14 protein-coding genes are annotated in these 21503 nt (G+C 34.0%); 2 read left to right on the top strand and 12 right to left on the bottom strand.

Annotated features, from left to right (window positions below):
• A partial coding sequence (locus HPY79_10585; protein ID NSW46247.1) for a hypothetical protein occupies positions 1-149 on the top strand: 149 nt, incomplete at its 5' end.
• 104 nt (positions 150-253) lie between these two features.
• On the opposite strand, the gene HPY79_10580 is transcribed toward HPY79_10585, so the two are convergent.
• The 11 genes from HPY79_10580 to HPY79_10530 all read right to left on the bottom strand — a co-directional run bounded on the left by HPY79_10580 (position 254) and on the right by HPY79_10530 (position 17244).
• Positions 254-1615: a GTPase gene (locus HPY79_10580; GenBank protein ID NSW46246.1), complete on the bottom strand. Its 1362-nt coding sequence runs from the start codon at positions 1613-1615 to the stop codon at positions 254-256.
• 236 nt (positions 1616-1851) lie between these two features.
• Positions 1852-2244 carry an Hsp20/alpha crystallin family protein gene (locus tag HPY79_10575; GenBank protein ID NSW46245.1) on the bottom strand — a complete coding sequence of 131 codons (393 nt, stop codon included), beginning with the start codon at positions 2242-2244 and terminating at the stop codon, positions 1852-1854.
• Between the two features lie 157 nt (positions 2245-2401).
• Positions 2402-4135, bottom strand: a complete 1734-nt coding sequence (locus tag HPY79_10570; GenBank protein NSW46244.1) for a M14 family metallopeptidase — start codon at positions 4133-4135, stop codon at positions 2402-2404.
• Between the two features lie 2 nt (positions 4136-4137).
• Complete coding sequence (locus HPY79_10565; protein NSW46243.1) at positions 4138-5820, bottom strand: amino acid permease; 1683 nt, start codon at positions 5818-5820, stop codon at positions 4138-4140.
• 5 nt (positions 5821-5825) lie between these two features.
• Entirely contained in the window at positions 5826-10370 is a 4545-nt protein-coding gene (locus HPY79_10560) for a hypothetical protein (GenBank protein NSW46242.1), read from the bottom strand.
• A 2-nt stretch (positions 10371-10372) separates the two neighbouring features.
• Positions 10373-11203, bottom strand: coding sequence for a 50S ribosomal protein L11 methyltransferase (gene prmA / locus HPY79_10555; protein NSW46241.1), 831 nt, complete (start codon positions 11201-11203; stop codon positions 10373-10375).
• A gap of 3 nt (positions 11204-11206) precedes the next feature.
• Positions 11207-12412 (bottom strand): tetratricopeptide repeat protein, encoded by a 1206-nt coding sequence (locus HPY79_10550; protein ID NSW46240.1) that lies wholly within the window; start codon positions 12410-12412, stop codon positions 11207-11209.
• On the bottom strand, positions 12409-15021 hold the full coding sequence (locus HPY79_10545) for a gliding motility-associated C-terminal domain-containing protein (GenBank protein ID NSW46239.1): 2613 nt from the start codon (positions 15019-15021) through the stop codon (positions 12409-12411). Before HPY79_10545 ends, HPY79_10550 begins: the two co-directional genes overlap by 4 nt.
• Positions 15018-15518 carry a hypothetical protein gene (locus tag HPY79_10540; GenBank protein NSW46238.1) on the bottom strand — a complete coding sequence of 167 codons (501 nt, stop codon included), beginning with the start codon at positions 15516-15518 and terminating at the stop codon, positions 15018-15020. The genes HPY79_10545 and HPY79_10540 overlap by 4 nt, the downstream gene beginning before the upstream one ends.
• Positions 15519-15631: 113 nt before the next feature.
• On the bottom strand, positions 15632-16090 hold the full coding sequence (locus HPY79_10535; GenBank protein ID NSW46237.1) for a hypothetical protein: 459 nt from the start codon (positions 16088-16090) through the stop codon (positions 15632-15634).
• A 2-nt stretch (positions 16091-16092) separates the two neighbouring features.
• Positions 16093-17244 carry a sigma-54-dependent Fis family transcriptional regulator gene (locus tag HPY79_10530; GenBank protein ID NSW46236.1) on the bottom strand — a complete coding sequence of 384 codons (1152 nt, stop codon included), beginning with the start codon at positions 17242-17244 and terminating at the stop codon, positions 16093-16095.
• Positions 17245-17358: 114 nt separating this feature from the next.
• On the opposite strand from HPY79_10530, the gene HPY79_10525 reads away from it, so the two are divergent.
• Complete coding sequence (locus tag HPY79_10525; protein NSW46235.1) at positions 17359-19278, top strand: RecQ family ATP-dependent DNA helicase; 1920 nt, start codon at positions 17359-17361, stop codon at positions 19276-19278.
• 2 nt (positions 19279-19280) lie between these two features.
• On the opposite strand, the gene HPY79_10520 is transcribed toward HPY79_10525, so the two are convergent.
• On the bottom strand, positions 19281-21245 hold the full coding sequence (locus HPY79_10520) for a T9SS type A sorting domain-containing protein (GenBank protein ID NSW46234.1): 1965 nt from the start codon (positions 21243-21245) through the stop codon (positions 19281-19283).
• Between the last annotated feature and the right edge of the window lie 258 nt (positions 21246-21503).

Genomic DNA, 21503 nt, shown 5'->3' with positions numbered 1-21503 from the left:
GCAGAATAACTAACTTGGTAAATGAATATCAACAGACTGGTAATTATAGTGTCGATTGGGATGCCAGTAAGCAACAAGCAGGTTTATATTTCTACTCGTTAATGGTCAATGGTAAAGTTTTAGAGAATAAAACTATTAAAATCGAATGATTTTCTTTAGCCTAATAAGAAGGTTGAATATCCGTTTTTTATCAATAAAAAAGACTGTCCTTTTGAGACAGCCTCTTTATTTAAATTATTTTAATATTTAGCAATTAGCAGCAAGCATTAGCTTTTACTAAGTTCTTTTTTTTTACAAATTCGGTTAAAATTTGTTCAAGGTTGGGTGTTCCAATTTCTTGAAGTTCGTAACCAACAGTAACATAAGGTTTAGTAATTCGAATAACGCGGCTCAAATCGATAGGGGTTGCTACGACTAATACATCGAAAGGAGTGTTATCGATGGTACGTTCGAGGTCTCTAATTTGTTCTTCGCCGTATCCCATAGCAGGTAATAGTGTGCCTATATTGGGGTATTTTACAAAGGTATCGGCTAATTTGCCAACAGCATAGTTGCGTGGGTCAACTAATTCGGCAGCACCATATTTTTGAGCGGCGACTGTACCGGCACCCATACGCATATGTCCGTGGGTTAAGGTTGGTCCGTCTTCAACCACTAATACGCGTTTGCCCTTGATAAGTTCAGGATTGCTAACTGTGAGCGGAGAAGCAGCATCTACGATGGTAGCGTTAGGGTTAATTTTGCGTAAGTTATCGCGTACCAGGTTAATGTTGTCTAATGTGGCGCTATCAATTTTGTTAATAACGATAACATCGGCCATACGAGCAACTGTTTCGCCAGGGTGGAAGCTAACTTCAGCACCTGGACGTAATGGGTCGGCAACACCAACCATTAAATCGGGTTTGTAAAATGGGAAGTCGTTGTTGCCACCATCCCAAAGTATAACATCGCATCCATTAGGATCGTCTTCGGCAGCACGCAAAATAGCTTCGTAATCAACACCAGCATAAATGACATTGCCACGTTTAACATGTGGTTCGTATTCTTCCATTTCTTCGATGGTGCAGTTGTGTTTTTTCAAATCTTCAACGGTTGCAAAACGTTGAACTTTTTGTTTAACTAAATCGCCGTATGGCATGGGGTGACGAACTGCAACTACTTTTAAACCGAGTTTCATTAAAACTTCGATAATGCGGCGCGAAGTTTGACTTTTGCCACATCCTGTACGGGTAGCTCCAACTGCAATTACAGGCTTTGTCGATTTGAGCATGGTATCGTTAGGACCAAGAAGCATATAGCTTGCACCGGCAGCCATTACAATAGAACCTATGTTCATTACTTGCTGATGCATTACATCGCTGTATGCAAAAACACAAATGTCTACTTTTAAATCTTTAATAAGTTTGGGTAAATCGGATTCGTTGTAAATGGGAATACCATCAGGGTAAAGGTCTTCCCCAGCTAATTCTTTAGGATATTTACGACCATCAATGTCGGGAATTTGAGTTGCTGTAAACGCAACTACATTGTAATTAGCGTTGCCACGGAAATACACATTAAAATTGTGGAAATCGCGTCCCGCTGCCCCAATGATAATAACATTCTTTTTTGTCATATAAAAAAAATTTGGTTTATTCGGAGCACAAAGATAAATATTCATAACCGTTTAAAAAAAAGATATTTATCAACATTTAGTAATATAATGCTAAATGCTTGAATATTAAGGTTACTAAATGCATTTAATAGACTATAAACAAAAAAAAATAACCAAATTGTTAATAACTTAAGGTTGTTTTAAAATAAAAAAGCAGTGAGTATAACACCCACTGCTTTCTTTAAAATTCTTGTTAATTAGCTAATTTTTATAGTTTTAGGTTCTTTTTCTTTGGCTTCTTCTTTTTTAGGAATAATTACCGTTAAAATCCCATTTTTGTGCTTAGCTTCAATTTTGTCTGCATCTACATATTCGGGTAGTGCAAATGAACGCTTGAAGCTGCAGTAGTTAAATTCACGACGTAAGTACTTTTTGTCTTTTTCTTCTTTTTCTTCCTTTTTTTCGGCACTAATGGTTAGTACATCATTGTGAAGATCAATTTTAAAATCTTCTTTTTCAAGGCCTGGAGCTGCAACTTCTAAGCGGAAGTTGTTTTTGTCTTCGATAATGTTTACGGTTGCAGGATTTTTAACGGCTGGAATAAAGCCAAAGAAATTGTCAAATAAGTCATCGCCTAAAAAATCGCTCATTAAGCTTGGCATTGAATTTTTAATTACTGGTAACATAGCTTGGTCCTCCTTTTATTTTTGGTTTAACTTTTCGATGAGGTTATTTTCAATTTATATACCAAGCTATAAATAATGTCAAAGTGTCAGTATTTGGAATAATGAAGGAGACAATATGGCATTATTGTATTTTACCAATAGGATAAACATTTAGGTAAGGGTCTGAATATTGAGAATTTAGATAAAACCAATTGAGCATTTCATAACTGCTAATTTTGGGATTATTTTGTTTAAAGTCATTGAATTTTTTTCGAATGCTGTCGTTTTTAAGCATTTCGCGAGCTAAAGCTTCTAATACATAGGTCTCGCCATATTCTTTTTGTTCAAAAATGGCGTTAAAAAAGCCAAAAGCAAAAAGCGATGCAGGAGCATCAGGTTCTAACAAATGAATAAGTACTTTAAAGTGAGGTTGATGGGTAGGAATAATAATAGATCCACGTATGTATTTTTCTTTACGTTTAAAAGATGTACTTTCAAAATAATTAACACGTTGACATCCTTCGTATGATGAAGAAGCTAATTTAACATTATTAAATTTATAAAGTGAAACGTCCAGAATGGTGTCGTTTGCTAAATAACGATAATTGATTCTATGCAAATCGAGGTAGGGTTTTATTTTATCGGTCCATCCACAGGGAATGATATAATAATTTGGAATATTAATGATTTTATCTGGAACAAAATGATCGAACAAAGGTAAGGTATAGGTTTTAGGTTTTGTAGGTTGATACTTAAACCATTTTCCACCCGATAAATCGCTGTTTTCGACGGTATATTCTACTCCTTTGAATTTTACTAATTGACTATCGGGCAACGCTTTAAATGTAACAGGTAGTTGTTTGGGATAAGTATTGTAATGTGTTGATATTTGTAAGTATTTTTTTAGTGTATTTTTTTGTTCTGAGAGCAACTGGAGAACATTTTTCAGCATGTAATAGGTTCCCATTACTCGAGTTTTGTAGTTTTTTAACATGTGGCTTTCGATAAGGAGTCCAGGGCATTCAACTAAGGCTGTAAGCCCTTGCGAAAGCGATGGAGGGGTAACCCATGCGCTTAAACCGCTTTCGAAGTCAAACCAGTTGCGAAAACTTACGTATCTAAAAATAGGGTAACCTGCTTTTTCCATTCTTTGTTCAAGTGGTGGCAGCAATTTTTCTTTTTGCCAATATGTAATTGAATCGTGCATGCTGCCATATATTTCTAATGCATAAGTAATCGGATATTGATAATCGGCACCATCGGTAACATGACAATCTATAAAGAAATGGGGTTTCCAGTTGTAAAAAAGATTTAGCCATGCTTTTATCTCGTTTGATTGAGCCTTTAAATAATCGCGGTTAAGATTTAGGTTTTGTGCATTGCATCGCCAGCCCATTTCAATAGGACCATTTTGGTTAATGCGGTTGAAAGCACCAAAACGTTCGTGCCCATCGACATTGAGAATAGGAATAAAAAGTACAATGTTGTCGTTGAGTAGTTTACGAGTTTCTTCTTTTTGAATAAATTCTTTAAATAGCAAAAATCCTGCATCTTTTCCATCGGGTTCGCCAGCATGTATCCCTGCTTGAATAAGAATAATGTTTTTGCCAGAAGCTTTAGCTTTTTCGGGAGTAAATTCTTGATTTGAAGCAGCAATAAGCAATATGATATCACGTCCTTCGTGACTTTTGCCTATACTCGATAAATGTATAAAAGGAGCAGATTGGGATAATTGTTGACAATACCAAACGGTAGAATCGTAACGAGGGGTACGTTTAAAATCACTTTTTTCGAAAAAAGTTGTTAAATCTTGGTTATAACTACTAAATGGTAGGTAAATCAAGAGAAAAATCAAAAAAAAATGGTGGTTTATCATAATTATTTAACTTGATTTAATTTACTTTTATTTATACCATATCCAAAATAAATAAATAATCCAATTGCAAGCCATATTAAGAATCGTAGCCAATTAGTAATTCCAAGTTCCGACATCAAATAAAGGTTAGTAAGTAAGCCTAATAATGGAATACTTGACCATTCGCGAATAACAGCAAATATGCTTGCAAGCATAGCAACTATAAAAAAAATAATGTGAGGAAGGGTTAAATAGTTAATAACATCTTCTAGTTTTATAGCATTGACATATAAAATAATTATAAAAACAAGCCATAATATAGGTATGGTATAACGTGCATTGATATACCAGATTTTAAACTTACCTTCTAGCTTACGTTTACTTTTTTTGTCGTCGAGAAATAGTATGCCTCCCGATACTAAAACAAAGGCGAATAGGGTGCCAATACTAGTGAGGTCGGTAACTTCTGTTAAGTTGAGGAATAAAGCAGGTATAGCTACAAATATTCCATTAACAATTGTAGCAAACGAAGGTGTTCTATAACGAGGATGTATGTATGAAAATTGTTTTGGTAGGAGTCCGTCGCGGCTCATTACCATCCATATACGTGGTTGTCCAACTTGAAATACTAAAAGCACGCTAGCCATGGCAATTACAGCACTTAAGGCAATAATACCAGAAAACTTAGTTAAGCCATATTTTTCGAAAGCATATGAAAGGGGATCGCCCACCCCCAATTCATTGTATTTTATCATACCTGTAAGCACAAGACTAATAATAACATAAAGTGCAGTTGTAATAACGAGAGCCAGTATCATTCCACGTGGAAGGTCGCGTTGTGGATTTTTGCATTCTTCGGCTGTAGTGCTTATAGCGTCGAATCCAATGTAAGCAAAAAATACTCCAGCTACTCCTTTCATCACTCCAGCAAAGCCGTTGGGAGCAAATGGTGACCAGTTGGAAGGGTTGATATAAAAAGCACCAACAGTGATTACCATTAATAAAACCAAAACTTTTAAAATAACCATAAAATCGCCTGCAATTTTCGATTCTTGTATGCCAATATAAACTAAGGTAGCTATAATCGTTACAATGCCAAATGCAGGAATATCGGCAATTATTTTTAGTCCTCCAATAGTGGGTGCATGAGTATAGGCTAAATATGCTTCTTGTAAAGGGTATGATAAACTATAGAGTGTTTGACCTTGGTTTATTTGTTGTTGAGCTTCGTTAAACCCTCTAAATGCAGTAACATAATCGACTGTTAAAAATTCGGGTATATGTAAGTGAAGACCTCTTAAAAGTGCTGTAAAATAATCGCTCCACGAGATAGCAACTGCTATATTTCCAACAGCATATTCCATAATTAAATCCCAGCCAATAATCCATGCTAAAAGTTCGCCAAAAGCCACATAAGCATAGGTGTAAGCACTTCCGCTAACTGGAATTGAAGAGGCAAAACGGGCATAACATAGAGCTGAAAAGGCACAAGCAATCGCTGTAAAAATGAATAAAACCGATACCGCTGGTCCTCCTTGTGCTGCTGCTGTACCTATAGTGCTAAAGATGCCAGCACCTATAATGGCAGCAATGCCTAACGATGTGAGGTCAAATAAATTGAGGCTTTTTTTTAATGAAGTTTTGGAGTCGTGGTTAACTTCACTAATAGCTTGATGAATGGGTTTTGTTCTGAATAGACGATGCATGTTATTTATTCATTATTTTTATTTTTTTCTTCTGCTTCTTCAGATTCGTCTGTGTTTGTATCGGTATTTTCTAATAAATCTTGAAAATGTTTTTTAAATTTTTTCATTGCTGTTGGTGCAGCTAAGAAATACGAATAAGGAGCTTGTCCTTTTTCTACTTCGAGTTTACGTTGATCGGGTTTTAATGTTTTAATTATGGTGTTAAAATCTTCGTTACTCGATAGTACTTGCATTAAGTTATTGGAATATGAGAAGTAGTACCATACATTATCGCTAAGTTCAAGATAAAGGTTAAATTTATCGCCACTTCGTTTTTTTATTATTTCTAAATAGCCTTTAGTCATTCGGTTTATATATTCTTTTCCACAACTACCAACTCCGATAATGGTATCTGATATATAAGAGTGTGTTTTAGGATTCCATTTTAGTTTTAAGTCGTTTAGTACTAAAGTATGCTCAAGTTCTTTGGGCATTTTTTTGAATTTACCTAAACTATATTCGCTAAATAGTTCGTTTGCTTTAACTTCGCCTACAAGTTCGTACATGCCTTTAATATAAGCATTTCGTGTTAAATCGACAGGCTCTAAACCACTAATGTTATTGATGTCTTTGGTAAAAATGTCCATACATTTGTTTTCGATAAAAAAATCAAGTGCATAAATGAGTTCGATATAAATATCGCCTTTTATGAGATCTTCGTTGATACTGCCAACGGTTGTTTGTTTTAATTGACCAAAATTAACTCCTAAATCAATTTTGCCTTCGCCATACATATTACAAGCTGATCGGTGTAAGCTTAAATAATTGCCAGGCAAGTTAAATTCTTGTAATTTTTCTTTGTTCGATATTTTGTATTTAGAATCTTTTTTATCGAATGTTAAAAAGCCTGTAGCTTTAAATACAGCGATGTCGCTGTAATTTTTTCGTTTGGTAAGAAAAGCGGGATAAATATGAATGGAGTCGTTGGTAACATAGAATCCAGAATTAAGGCGATTATTATTAATGTCGCGAAGACTATCGCCGATAGGTATAAAAATTTCTTTTGGGTTGATGGTAGCTTTAAAGTTAACCCAATAACGGTTCATGGTCTCGCATTCGTGTGAAATTTTAGTAGAACCCTCAAATGTTAAGAATTGATTGTTGGCTTGTAAGTATACATCGCCTGTATATGCAAAGTTTGGGCTTAGAGTAAAGTTTTCGGTTATGCCAATTTTACCTTTTGCATATGTTTGATAGGTAGAATCTACGCTAACAATGTCGAATTTTATGGTTTGCTTATTATTGGTTTCATCAACGTAGTCGTAATATCCGCTAGATGAATAGCTTTTTTTACCATAAATATTGGTAGTAGCATTGTAAATAGTATGATAACGGTTAGTATTATTGGCAATTATTTTTGATTCTTTGAGTGTTTGCATGACTGCGTTTTTTTCAACAACTACTTTACCATCGCCGGGGTAAACCGTAGCATCGGCAACGCGTATAAGCTTTACTTCGTTTGCGGTGATAATATATTTCCGTAAATTATATTTTGCATTTGGAGCAATAAAGCTTAATGAGTCTTGATTAGGATGTATGGATATAAATTGCGAGCCTTTTAATTGAACATCTTCGGCCTCGGTTGGGCTAAGATTTTCTTTATTTTCTGGTAGCTTATCTAAAGCACGTTTACTAGCGCTCATTTCTATTTCTTCTTTGTCCATATACCAGGTAAATTGGTCCATGTAGCAAATGTATTTGTTTTGTGGAAATTCTACGAACGAAGCTTCGCCATTGCTTTGAAATTCACCTTTTCGTTCATTGAAATCGATATGCGATTTTACGTTGTTGGTTTTGAATGAAAAATCGGAATTGTCGAGTGTTTTAAGGTTAAAGTTTGATGTATCGGCATCGACAATGTGTTCTTTGAAATTAAAGTCTTGTGATAAAAGTTGAGCTGTGGCGAATTCTAATTTGCCCCATCCCGATAAGCCTTTAGGTTCAATTTTGAGCGTACCGGTATAAGTAGCTTGTTTGTCGTACATATCAAATGGTTGGTTTGTATTAGATGCTAACATTTCGTCTTTATATGGCATCCAGTGTATATAAATGTTTTTACCTTGAACAGAAGCAAATTCAACTCCTTTAGATTGTTTTTCGATACTAAATTCTTTAGCAGTGGTGTTCATGGAATCGGGGAAGAAAATAAAATCGTCTGATAGAGCTTTGGCTTTAACGAATACAAGTTCACCATCGCCACGTAAACCGCGATTACTTAGATATATTTGATTCTTATAATTGCCTTTACCTCCGTAGGTAGGAAACCCATCGGTTGGAGTATTGCGTTTAAATCCAAGAGAATAATCTTCTTGTACACTTAATATGTCGTCGAATGGTGGAAAAATTCCTGCCGATACAAAATGACCTTTAAATAATAAGTTTTTCTTTGTTAGGGTGTTTATACTATCGAGCGAATAAGGATATATTTGGAAATAAAAATTATCACGTTTGTAAACTCCATTATGAACTGATTGATAATCGTAAAAAACATAACTATCTTTTTTGCTATTAAAGATTGGGTATTTGGGAATACGTTTAACACTACTTTTGTTGTTCGGTTCATCGAGTAATAGTTCGCCTGTTGCATTTTCTATAATACTAGTTAAATCTCTTTGAACTTTATTACCATATTTATCGAGTTCGTCTGTTTGAACACGCATTTTTATAGTATTGATATCGGTTAGTGTTAGCTTAAACTGGTCATAAGTAAACGAAAAATTAGAGCCAACAAATAAGAATAATCCAGCACGAACTTTACCGTCAAAAACAAAGTCACGATTTTTTTTAATAATAATTTGTTGGTCTTTTGGGAAAATAGCTACATTTTGCGAGTCGGATAAAAATATTTCTTGTACACCTTTTAATTTAAGATTGTTGTCGAGCAAGCTAAGGAGTGCATTGTAATCGTCGCCAACTACGTTCGATTCAAAATTGATAACATCGTAGTCTTTTTGTCCTACACTACATTGAAGGTAAAAAAATGTTTTATCGTTGACATAAACTTGTCCGGTTTCGAGCGAGTAATTAATAAATCCTTTAAAAGCTAAGTTCAGCAATATTTGGCGGGTTTGCGGCAAGCTCATGCGAATATGGTCGGCAAATTCTTTTTCGGTAAAATTTCTATCGTTTAATTTTTTGCTGAGGCTTCGAATTTCTTGTAAAGGATTTTTCATATCAAGTCCTTGTAATTCGAGGTATTTGCTACGACTAAAATAATCCATCGATGTAAAAATGGCTTTTTTGTTAGTAGCTTTGGGAATGGGTTTAAATAGCATTTGAGGCTCGTTTATTTTCCATGAAAGGTAAGGAAAATCGAGCTCTAATCGATGATATGAGTCGTAGTAAGGGCTAATTTTTGTGCCTTCGTTGTTGCGTATAAGAGAGAGTAAATTTTTAGGAGCATCGAACGAAAAAATAAGTCCAGGATGGTAGATAGAATCTTTATCGATATAAATTGTAATGCTTGCATTTTGGCTATTAATTTCATTTTCTCTAAATATATAAGAACGAGAAGCTACTTTAAGTTTCAATGTGTCGTTGCGAAAAATAGTTAAAATAGCCATTTGTTCGCTTGTACCTTCGCCGATAAACCGATTGCCTTTAAGTGAAAAACCACCATCGTAGTTTATATTGGGAAAAATGTTTTTAATTCTATGCCGTTTTGAATAAGATTTAAATTGAGGATAAATAGCTCGTTGAGTATCTACATCGGCCATTACTTTTTCGGATAGCATTCCTAATAAAGGTTCATTAAAATATCGTTTGTATATAAGCGTAACTGAATCGGCTTCGAAGCTCGATTTTTTCATGTCTATCTGATAACGGCTTAATTGAGCATAAACTTCTGAAGGTTTTAATCCTGTTCTTTCCCATGTAACTTTGCCGTTAAAACCTGTCCATTGCTGTGTATAAGCATTGTAAATGCCTTCGGTATTATATATTACAGAACTGTCGTTTTTTGAAAAGCAAACAATATCGCCTTTCCCTACTTGAATTAACAATTGGTTTCCATCGAAAATAAGCTTTGCTGTTGAGTTACGCGTTTTCCATTTTACGGTTGATGTTTTGGATAAGTATTTTTTTTGAATAAAGTAGAGAATGTTATCGAGGTAATTGTCAATTGAGTTTAAGGTGGCTGTTTTTTTACGACATAAATAGCTGAGCCCTTTTAGCCACTCTTCGAAATCGTTTTTAGCAATATTTTGTTTAGAAAAAGCAAGAAGTGTACGCGAAAAACTTTCAAAATGTGGAATAGGTAATGCTCGTTTATTTAGTAGTTCATTTGAAACACTTATTATATTGTTTTTGTCATTATTATTATAGTAGCCACTATTCCATAATGGTAAAAGTTCTTCAAATATTTCTTTACCAGTTTTTTTATCTTTAGCTTCAATAAGTTCTTTAAGTTGTATTATATATTCTTCGGGTTTAGACGAAAATTCTTTTAATATTTGTGCATAACTATTAATAAAAATAATATAAAATAATCCTATTAATATTAACTTTTTCATTTTTATAATTTTTTTAATGCTAAACAAAACCATTCATTTTTATGATACGAATCTATATTTATAAAACCTTCTTGTTGTGCTTTTTGCAATAAAATATCAACATCGGGTTTTATAAAACCGCTAATAATAAGTAATCCGTCGGGGTCTAAGCATTTATTGTAGTGTGTCATTTCGTTGAGTAGTATATTTCTGTTGATGTTGGCAAGTATAATATGTGCAGGTTGAGGTTTTATATCATTTATAGTCCCTTTTTTAACGATTATGTTTTTGCATTTATTTAGTTCAATATTTTCAATGGTGTTTATTACCGACCATTCGTCTATGTCGAAAGCCCATATCTGAGATGCACCTAATTTTTCGGCTGCAATCGATAAAATACCGCTTCCGCACCCGGCATCAATTACTTTTTTGTTTTTTAAATTTATTTCGAATAAACGTTCAATTATGAGTTGGGTGGTTTGGTGATGTCCAGTACCAAAAGCCATTTTAGGATTTATAATGATTTCAAGAGGATATTTTTTTTCTATTTGATGAAAGGGTGCTTTAATAATGCAACGTTTATCAATTATCACAGGTTCGTAAGTTTTTTCCCATTGTTCATTCCAGTTTTTGTTGGGTAAGGTTGCTATCGAATAATGAGCATTGGGTAGAAATTGAAATAATAATTGTTCAAATTGGTCTTTGTTGAACGCATTTTCTTCAATATATGCTTTGAGCATGGTTTCGTCGTTAAAGAAGCCTTCGAAGCCGATTTCTGATAAAACGGCAACGAGAATTTCGTCAATATTATCATTTATAATGGGTAGTTCAATGTTAATTTCCAATGTAGTCATAATTTATTTCCCTTTACAATAGCGTTGAATATAATCTTCGGCTTTTAAAACTCCAAGTTGTTTGGCTCGTTCGAAATCGCGACATGCTCCCGAAGCTTTATTCAGGGCATAGTTTACTAAGCCACGTTGATAATAATACCTGCCATCGGTTGGTTTTAAATCTAATGCCATACATAAATCGCTAAATGCTTTTTCATTTTGTTCTTTATCGTAATAGCATAAAGCTCTTTCGTAGTAATAATCGGGATCGCCTTGATATAAATGAATGGCTTTTGTATACTGTTTGATGGCTTCATCTTTTTGTTTTAGTTGGTAGAAAGCATTTCCAAGTAAATAAAAGGCTTGAGCATAAGTTGTGTCAAATTGAATATAGAAATCTAATTCTCTAATACTTTCTTTATATAACGATGCTTTGTTGAATGCTTCGGCTGCTTTATATTTCCATTGAATTTCCCAAGGTTGTGTGTTGTATATTTGAAGCATTGTTGTAGCAACGTTTTTATATTTTTTTTGAATGTTAAAAATAGCCGATTTTAATACTAAAGCTTCGATATGATTAGGATTGCTTTTTAGTATTTTATTGATTGATTTGAGTGCTTCTGAATGATTTTCACCAAGTAAAAAAGCTTTTGCCCTCCATAATTCAAGGTCTATTTGAGAAGGAAATATTTTTAAAGCTTCGTCAATGGTTTCGATAAGATTGTTGATGTCTTTTTTTTCATATAAATAAACAATATCGGCTAATTTTATTTCTAAATCAGAAAACCAGTTGTTTTTCCATAATTCGTTCCAACTTTTTTCATTGTTTAAAAAATTAAAAATAGGATTAGAACGAATGCTGTTTTCGGGTTGTTTTTGCGTAGTTTTAAGATATATTTTCAACCATTCTATGGTTTTTTCTTTATTTTTTAAATGTGCATAATTTTTTACAATGTCATATATGATGGATGAATCGTTTAGGGTTAATAATTTGAAGTAATAATCGTTTGCTTCGGCATATTTACCTAATTTTGAATAAATATTGCCAATATTTTTAAGCGCATAAGGTTGATTAGAGTTTTGGTTTAAAGTATCTTGTAAATATTGAATTGCAGATATAGTATCGTGATGAAACAATGCAATATTAGCTTTAATATATTTAAATGGAGTTTGAGCATAGAAAAGAGTAGCATGTGTAAGCAACACTAAAAAAATAACAATTTTTCTCATTCGTTCCCACTCTTTTTAATAGTTAGTACTTGAATAAAACCGGTTATAGCTCTAGGTTCAATGCCAGTTAATCGGCGTTCGTAAACGTCGCAAATGTAGTAGTAAACACCATCGGTAACTCTTTTTTTGGAGTCCATATCTTTACCGTCCCACATGATATCTGGGTTGTCGGTTTGAAATATCAATTTGCCCCAGCGATTATATATTTTCATATCTACTTTTTCGACAAAACGATAAGGTCCTGGCTTATAATAGTCGTTCTGACCGTTGGCATCAGGAGTAAAAATATTGGGCAATTCATAATAGGTGCACTCATCAATGCATACTTTATGTAGTAATGAGCTTTCGTTTAAAAAAGAATCAACGGCTGTTACTAAGTAACAACCAGCTAAAGAGTAAGTAGGAATATGAATAAATGTAGTGTCATTAGGGGTATTTTTTTCGGCAATTAAATTCATAGTTCCGTTAAGGGTTGAAGCGTAATAAATGCGGTAGCCAATTACATCGTCGCAACAATAACGATTGGGGTTTGTCCATGTAAGTATATTCTGGTAAAGGTTGCATTCTGATTTTATGTTAAGGTGTGGAGGGCAAGGGGCGGTTGTATCTTTGGGAGTTTCACACTTAATTTGCGAAAAATTGATAAATGGTACATTATAGTTACCTGAAAAATAATATCCTAAGCCTTTTACTCGGTAGCAATATTCATTGTTATTTATAAGGCTATCATCAATAAATAGTGTTTCAGATGTAGTTGCAATAGAATCCCATGTAGCTGATGAAGCATTTAATCGATAAATAACATATTGGGTATTTGTCCATGGTGTGTTCTTTTGCCACGAAAGATGAACTTTATTGTCGTCGGGTTGTGAGTTTAAATAAATGCTCGATGCTAGTGATGGATAGCCAATAAGAAAACGATTCCCTGGTTGATCGTTGTAAAATTCTATTTTATAGCTATATGGAAATTGTTGAGTATTTAATAAAGTATCTACGTAAGTGGTGTCGTTTATTTGGTTTAAGGAGTCAATGAGGTTTAGTTGTTGTCCCCAAAAGTCGGGAGAGTGGTAAATTAAGTATTTATAGGGACCGGGTGCTGCAATGCTGTCGAATTCGGTTGGTTTTGACCATTCAACGTAAATTTTGCCTTTTTGGTAATCGGTACTATCTACACTAACATGTGTAATAACAGGAATACCTTTTACTAAATTGGTACAAGCTTCAACAGAAGCAACACTTTGAGCTTGATCGGAAAAGACCGAAACGATTCGATAGCAGTATGTATAACCTTGTGGTAGTCCTAATCCGTTGTTGTTATCGAGGTAACTGGTGTCTAATACGCTAGTTGTTGAGTGTATTTTTACATATCCAAGGTTTGGAGGAATACCGGTTTCACAACTATCAGGATTCCAGCCTGATGGGTTTACTTTTCGATAAATATCGTAATATATTGCTTGTGGACAAGGACTTTTTGACCAATTTAGAGTAATAGAATTTGAAGTTGGACTTAAATTTAATGTTTGAATAGGAGGACATATTACTTGAATATAAACTTTTTCTTGTGTAGCTAAAAAAACATCGGGATTATGATCTTTAGCTCTGAAAACTACAAGATATGGAAATCGTTTGATGTGCGAACATTTTGTTTGCCAAGAAAAAGTATTAGTTAAAGGTCCATATCCAACAAGAGTATCGAAATGTGCTGGCGATTCGCTCACTTCAAATGGTCCTCCATATGCATTTAGTGTTATTCTATCGTTTTGAGGGTCGGTAGTAGTAACCTGAAAGCTAATTGAATCTCCTGCCCAAACACAAAGGTCTAAAAGGTTAGGGAGTGTGGGTGGGGTATTGCTCGATTCTACTACCTCTATTTGAATATCTCGTTCAAGTTCACTAATTTTAATATAATTTTTTGTTTGATCGTACCAACGCCATTCTTCTATTATCATCGCTACATTGTATATACCGGTTTGTTGTGGGCGTTCCCAAATTAAATCGCCTGTAATATGATTAACTACTAGCGAATCGCTGGCATATGGAAAAACGTATCCGGGAATAGGTTGCCCATTTTCGCCTAAACATACAGTTAGCCTGTATGCTAAGCTATCACCGTCGGGATCGTATGCACCTGGGTTGTGAATAAAGGTAGCATTTAATTTTGCTTTGTCAATAGGAGGATAGGTGAGCATTGGAGTTGAGTTATTGCCTACGGTAGGGTTTATATTGAGTGTTGTTTGAATGGTAAAGGGAACTTCAACCGAATTAGGTATATTTTTTACTCCATAATTTCGATTTTGATCTTCCATGGTAATTTTATAAATTCCAGGTCCTGGAAAAGTATGAGTGCCAACATAGGTATTTTTAAAATAATAGTCGTTAGGTAATTCTATTTTAGATACTCTGGGTACAATAGAACTTGTGCCATCGCCCCACTGAACTTCTAACTCGGGTCTATCGGCTTGAGAAAGGGTATAGGTATAGGTTACCATTGTAATTTCGTATGTGTAACCCGATAGGTGCCTATACCTTATTTCGCCTGCACGGTTATGGGTTGCCCATGAGGCAGTTTGTAGAGTAAAGAATAATATTATTAGTTTAATGTGCTTCATATAACAGAATGTTCAGTTTGCGATTTTGTAAAAGTATAACCTTGTTCTTGCTGGTTCCATTTTATTATTACTAAATTTGTCATATCTGGGTAAAGATGATTTAAAAGATTGTTGTATAGACTTATGTGCTTTATTTTACTAGGTATTTTAAATTCAAAATATAGCCAAGTAGCATTTTCTACTGTAGAATATTTAATGAATTTAACTTTTGAAGGGTGAATAAATTGGTCGTTAATTTTGATTTTGAAATGATCGTTGATATAATTTAAAAATAGTTTATTTATATCGGAAGAAGGTTTTTGGGCAATTAAACCAATATTTTTTTTAAACTCTTGGCTAATGGCACTTTCTAAATCGTCTGTAAATATTTTTATAGATACTTCAAAACATGCTTTTGATGCATTGGGCTCAATATTAGTTACGGTAATATGTACGGGATGGGCTCTCACCATAAATGGCAATATGCTTAATATCAGTATTTTATATAAAAATTTCATCTTTGATCGATTAAACATTAAAAATACAATATTATCTGCAATTATACAATTACAAAGTTAGCTATTTATATAGAGTGTAAATGAATGTATAAGTTAAATATGAACTTAGATTTTTAGCTATGAGTAGAAGGTAGATAGGCTAATATAATTAATATGATGAGAACTAAACAGCGATAAATAATGTAATAAAAAAAGCGATTATCCGGAAGCTGTTGTGATATTAGTTTTTTGAATTTTATAAAAGAAGAAAGTAGCGATATGATCAATAAGACAATTGCAGTAATGGATAGAAATTGATTTATACCAAAAGTTCCATAAGGTAACGGCTTTAATATGTTTAAAAGAATTACCACTAAACCAAAGCTTAATACAAAACCATAAAATAAGCTGTAATTGAGTAATTGTGGTTGTGTTTTTATATTTATGATTGTATATATACTAAATGGGAAATAGTGTAATGCAAGCATAGAAAGACAAATAATAAAAAAAACATCAGAATAATTAATGTTAAATGCTTTTAGCAAGATAGATAGAATAAATAATGCAATTAATATTTTTTCAAGTATTTTCATAACTATACGTATTTGTTAACATCATCTAATGTAATGGTTTGATTACTTAAAATAATAAGGCGTTCTATAATATTGTGTAGTTCACGTATGTTGCCTTTATATTCTTTTTTTTGTAATTCTTCGATAGCATTAGCTTCTATTTCTTTTTTGGGCATTCCGTATTCGTTACAAATTTTTTCAATAAAATATTGCACTAAATCGGGAATATCTTCTTTGCGTTCATTGAGTGAGGGAACATGTATAACAATAACGCTTAAACGATGATATAAGTCTTCTCTGAAGTTTTGTTTTTCAATTTCTTCTCGTAAGTTTTTGTTGGTAGCAGCAATGATTCTTACATTTACAGCAATATCTTTTTCTCCTCCCACTCGGGTTATTTTATTTTCTTGTAAAGCACGTAATACTTTGGCTTGTGCAGCTAAACTCATATCGCCTATTTCGTCGAGAAATAGAGTGCCTCCATGAGCTTGCTCAAATTTACCGATTCGTTGTTTTATAGCAGAAGTAAACGAACCTTTTTCGTGTCCGAATAATTCACTTTCAATAAGTTCAGATGGTATTGCAGCACAGTTTACTTCAATAAAAGGAGCATTGGCACGATTACTTTTTTCGTGTATCATATGAGCAACCAATTCTTTGCCACTACCATTTTCGCCGGTAATTAAAACGCGGGCATCGGTGGGAGCTATTTTTTCTATTAATTCATGAACCTTTTTTATTGCCGACGAAGAGCCTATCATTTCGTACTTTGAATATATTTTTTTGCGAAGCGTTTTTGTTTCGTTTACCAATTTAGTTTTATCTAAAGCATTGCGAACAGTAACTAAAATTCGGTTTAAGTCTAATGGCTTTTGAATAAAATCGTAGGCTCCTTTCTTTATACAATTGACGGCAGTTTCAATATCTCCATGCCCAGAAATCATTACTACTGAAATATTTGGATAATGTTGTAAGATATTTTCAAGTAATTCTATGCCATCCATTTGTGGCATTTTAATATCGCAGAGTACTAAGTCAATATTTTTTTGTTTTAAGACATCAAGAGCTAGAAAACCATTTTCAGCTGTCTCAACCGAGTATGATTCATGCTCTAAAATATCTTTTAACGAATTGCGAATGCTACGTTCATCATCGACAATTAAAATACTGGCCATAGTTTTTTTATTGCAAATGTACATTATATTATTTAAATTTAAATATGATATACGTTTATTACTGTAAGTATTAGCATAGAAAACTAATAAATATTGATTATATTTGCTTCCACTATGATTTTTAAAGAAATATTAAAGCAATATTGGGGTTATTCGGCATTTAGAGAATTACAGGAAGATATTATCCGTTCGGTTTACCAAGGCAAAGATACCTTAGGGCTATTGCCTACGGGTGGTGGAAAGTCTATCACTTTTCAAGTTCCGGCTCTTGCTAAACCGGGTTTGTGCTTAGTTATTTCACCGCTCATTGCTTTAATGAAAGACCAGGTCGAGAATTTGCGACAAAAAGGAATTAAAGCAACCCTCATTGTTTCGGGTATGTCTTTTCATGAAATTATGATAAACCTCGATAATGCCTGCTTTGATAAGGAAATGAAGTTCTTATATGTTTCACCCGAACGTTTACAAACATCACTTTTCCGCGAACGATTGTTGAGCATGAAAATTAACTTGATTGCTGTGGACGAAGCACATTGCATATCGCAATGGGGATACGATTTCAGACCGGCGTATTTAAATATTGCCGAAATAAGAGAGTTTTTACGTGGTGTGCCCGTTTTAGCCCTAACGGCTACTGCAACACCCGAAGTTGTGGACGATATTCAGGAAAAATTAAAGTTCAAACAAAAAAATGTTTTTCAAAAATCGTTTGAACGTAAAAATTTGACATATATTGTAAAGCATACCGATACCAAAATCAATGATTTTATTCAAATATGCAAAAAATACCAAGGAACGGGAGTGGTATATGTAAGAAACAGACGAAAAACAGTTGAGTTTGCAACATTGCTCAAAAAGAACGGAATTTCAGCCGATTTTTACCACGCTGGTTTAACCATGAGCGAGAGAAACCGGAAGCAAGACGATTGGAAGCAAAACAGAACACGAATTATGGTCTCTACCAACGCTTTTGGAATGGGTATTGACAAACCCGATGTGCGTTTTGTGGTGCACCTAGATTTACCCGACTCACTTGAAGCGTATTTTCAAGAAGCAGGACGTGCAGGGAGAGACGAAAAACAAGCCGATGCTATTATGTTGGTTGAGCCTATTGACCGCGACCAACTTATTAAAAATTTTGAAGCTTCTTTTCCACCTATCGAAACGATTAGAAATGTGTATCATGCATTGGGCAATTATTTGCAAGTACCAATTGGCAGTGGCATTGGTCTTGAGAAGCTTTTCAGTTTTGAAGAATTTATCACTCTTTACAAATTTAATCCAGTGATTGCTTACAATGCCCTGAAATTACTCGATATGGATGAGTATATTAGCTTATCAGAAGATATTGAGCATCCATCACGCATCATTTTTAAAACTAATCGCGAAGATTTATATAATTTCCAAATTCAACATCCCAAAGAAGATCCGTTTATTAAGTTGCTTTTGCGAACTTACAGCGGCTTATTTACCGAATATGTAAGAATCGACGAAAACAGTTTAGCCAAGAAAACCAACTTGCCCGTTGAAAAGATTGTTGATTGGCTCCGATTGCTTCACAAATACGAAATTATTGACTATAACGAACAGAAAAAAGGTGCAGTTGTTGTTTATTTAACACCTCGTCTCGATGCTAAAAACATTACGTTAAGTAAAGAAACTTATACTTTACGCAAAAAACGTATGCAATATAGAATAGAACAGGTAATTAATTATGCTTTTAGTAATAATAAGTGCCGCAGTCAGCTTTTGTTGATGTATTTCGGCGAAAAAAATCCTTATCGCTGTGGTAGGTGCGATGTTTGCAAACAGCGAAATGAGTTAGGAATATCGATGTATGAATTTGATTTAATAGTTCAAGAATTGAAGAGTAAAATTTCAGAAAATACTCTTACACTCGAAGAAATATTAAATGGCTCTGCTTTCCCAAAAGACAAACTGACTAAAGTAATACAATGGCTATTAGATAACGGTAAAATTCATCAAACTAAAACCTTGGGCTATCGTTGGGTAATAAAAACAAAAGAAGAATAAATTTACTGTTTCTTTATTACTATTTTTTGAGTAATGAACCGATTCAAGGTTTTGATTTTAAGAAAATACACACCGTTTGAAAAAGACGAATTCAACGGATGAATAAAAGGAAACTCTTGCGTTTTAGTCTCAAATATTTTTTTATTGTCCATACTGTACAATTCAATCTTAGTTTGTAGCATAGGCTTATTGCAATCAATCATAATAAAATTACTGGCAGGGTTTGGATAAGCAGTAAAATATTCGTTTTCGACTGCCAGCGGTTCAATAGCAATACTAAAGCTTTCAAGGCTATCGAGAATCCAGTTTTGAGGGTCGAATTGAACAGAATCTATTTTTTGCCCTTGCGTGGCAATGCTGTGTATTTCTATGTTCTGGCTAATTGGCAAACGCACATCTTCATAATTGCCTTGATGGTAAATTCTAAAAGGCAGGGGAATCGTAAAAAGATTATTATCTTGCGAGCTACCTCTTTGTTCGATATGAATAATTAAATCGTTCCACAAATTTTGAGTGCTATTTTGCCACCAACGAATGTTGTATATCGGAAACCCTTTGCCATAATAGTATTGGTCGAACAAAGGATGAAAATCAATGCCCGTAATCTGTTCATATAAATCACGAACATCGGCACCTGTTAAAACGCTGTCGCCATATATGTTTTGGAGCTGTTTAAGACCATAAAAGAAAACAGAATCGTTGTTGCATAAGTATCGAATCATGTGAATCAAAGCGGCTCCTTTTTTATAGCTTAAGTTGCCATTAAAAATACGGTTTTCGTCCCAGGCAACTTCAAACGGCACATAAATAGATCCTTCAGGTTCTTTGCGTGCTCTGAATTGAAAATGTCGCATGGTTACATCGGCAGTAGCTTGGTCGAAATAATTTTGCAATATGATATATTCTCCATACGAAGCAAAACCCTCATTGATCCATATATCTTGCCAATTGGCACAAGTAATATGATCGCCAAACCACATGTGAGCCATTTCGTGAGCCACTAACCAATGAACAAAAAAACCCAATGTCGTCATGGTTTGATGTTCCATGCCACCGCCTAATGGTACCTGACAATGCCCATATTTTTCATCAGCAAAGGGATAGAGCCCAAATTTGTCGCTGTAGATTCGCAAAAAATCGCCTGTGCGGTCAATGTCGGTTTTGTTGTCGATTAAACATTGTGGATCTTTATAAATATAGTTCATAACAAGTAAGCTATCCGATAAACCGGGAATATGAACGTAAAAACTATATTCGGCAAATTTTCCGACTGCAATCGAAAGCAAATAATAAACAATGGGGTGATGCTCTTTCCATTCGTAACGCATTTTACCATTGGGTAGCGGGGTAATGGCCGTTAGCCTACCTTCGGAACCGGCTTTGCAGGTGCTATCGACAGTGATAAAAATCCATGCTGAATCGAGCCGATCGCCTAAATCTTGTTTACAAGGTAGCCAGTCTTTTAAATGAAACGATTCTGATAAAGTCCACGTAATGTGTTGGTTGTAATCTGATGAATAAGTATTGGTAAGCCCTCGGTATTCGCCCCCTGAAGTAGCATCGCCACGATATGATATTGAAACTTCAAACAACGAATAAGATGCAATGGGAGTTGAAGGATACAAAATCAAGGTGTCGGCACTATAATAATAAGTACACGGCTGTTGATTGATAGAAACACTATCGATGGTGAATGTTGGCGAAAATTCAAAATAAACCTGCTCTATGCTGCTTGCTTTAGCTTTTAAGGTATAATGCACGGTATTAGTAATAAAACGATTGGAGTCGTTTGCTTCGATATTGATATGTATGAATTTCTGGTCATAGTTGTTGTGTAGTGCTAAATATTTAGGAGCAAACGGACGACTAAACGCTGTAGAATGTTGATGTTTGCTTTCTTCGCAGCTCTGGGGAAATATATTGCTTCCAACCAAAAATAAACACATGAGTAAAGTTATAATTCTCATAGCAAATAATATTTACAATAGGTAAAAGTACAAAAAGTAAAAATAATTACGTCTTATTTTTTAAGCTTTCTTTCAAGATTTTTCTAAAACAGACCAATCCAGTCTTAGCTCTTTTTGTAATTTAAAAATTTTAATTCGACGTTTTTTTACATTCTATTTTAGGCAATTGTGTAAATGGTAAATAACAACATGTAGTTTGTCGTTGTTATTGTACAGTTGGATTTGGTTTTTTGAAAAAATAGTTGTATATTTCATTCA

This window comes from Bacteroidales bacterium (assembly GCA_013314715.1).
Classification (GTDB): domain Bacteria; phylum Bacteroidota; class Bacteroidia; order Bacteroidales; family GWA2-32-17; genus Ch61.
The sequence above is the reverse complement of the archived record's forward strand: the minus strand, read 5'-3'. Positions and strand labels throughout refer to the sequence as shown.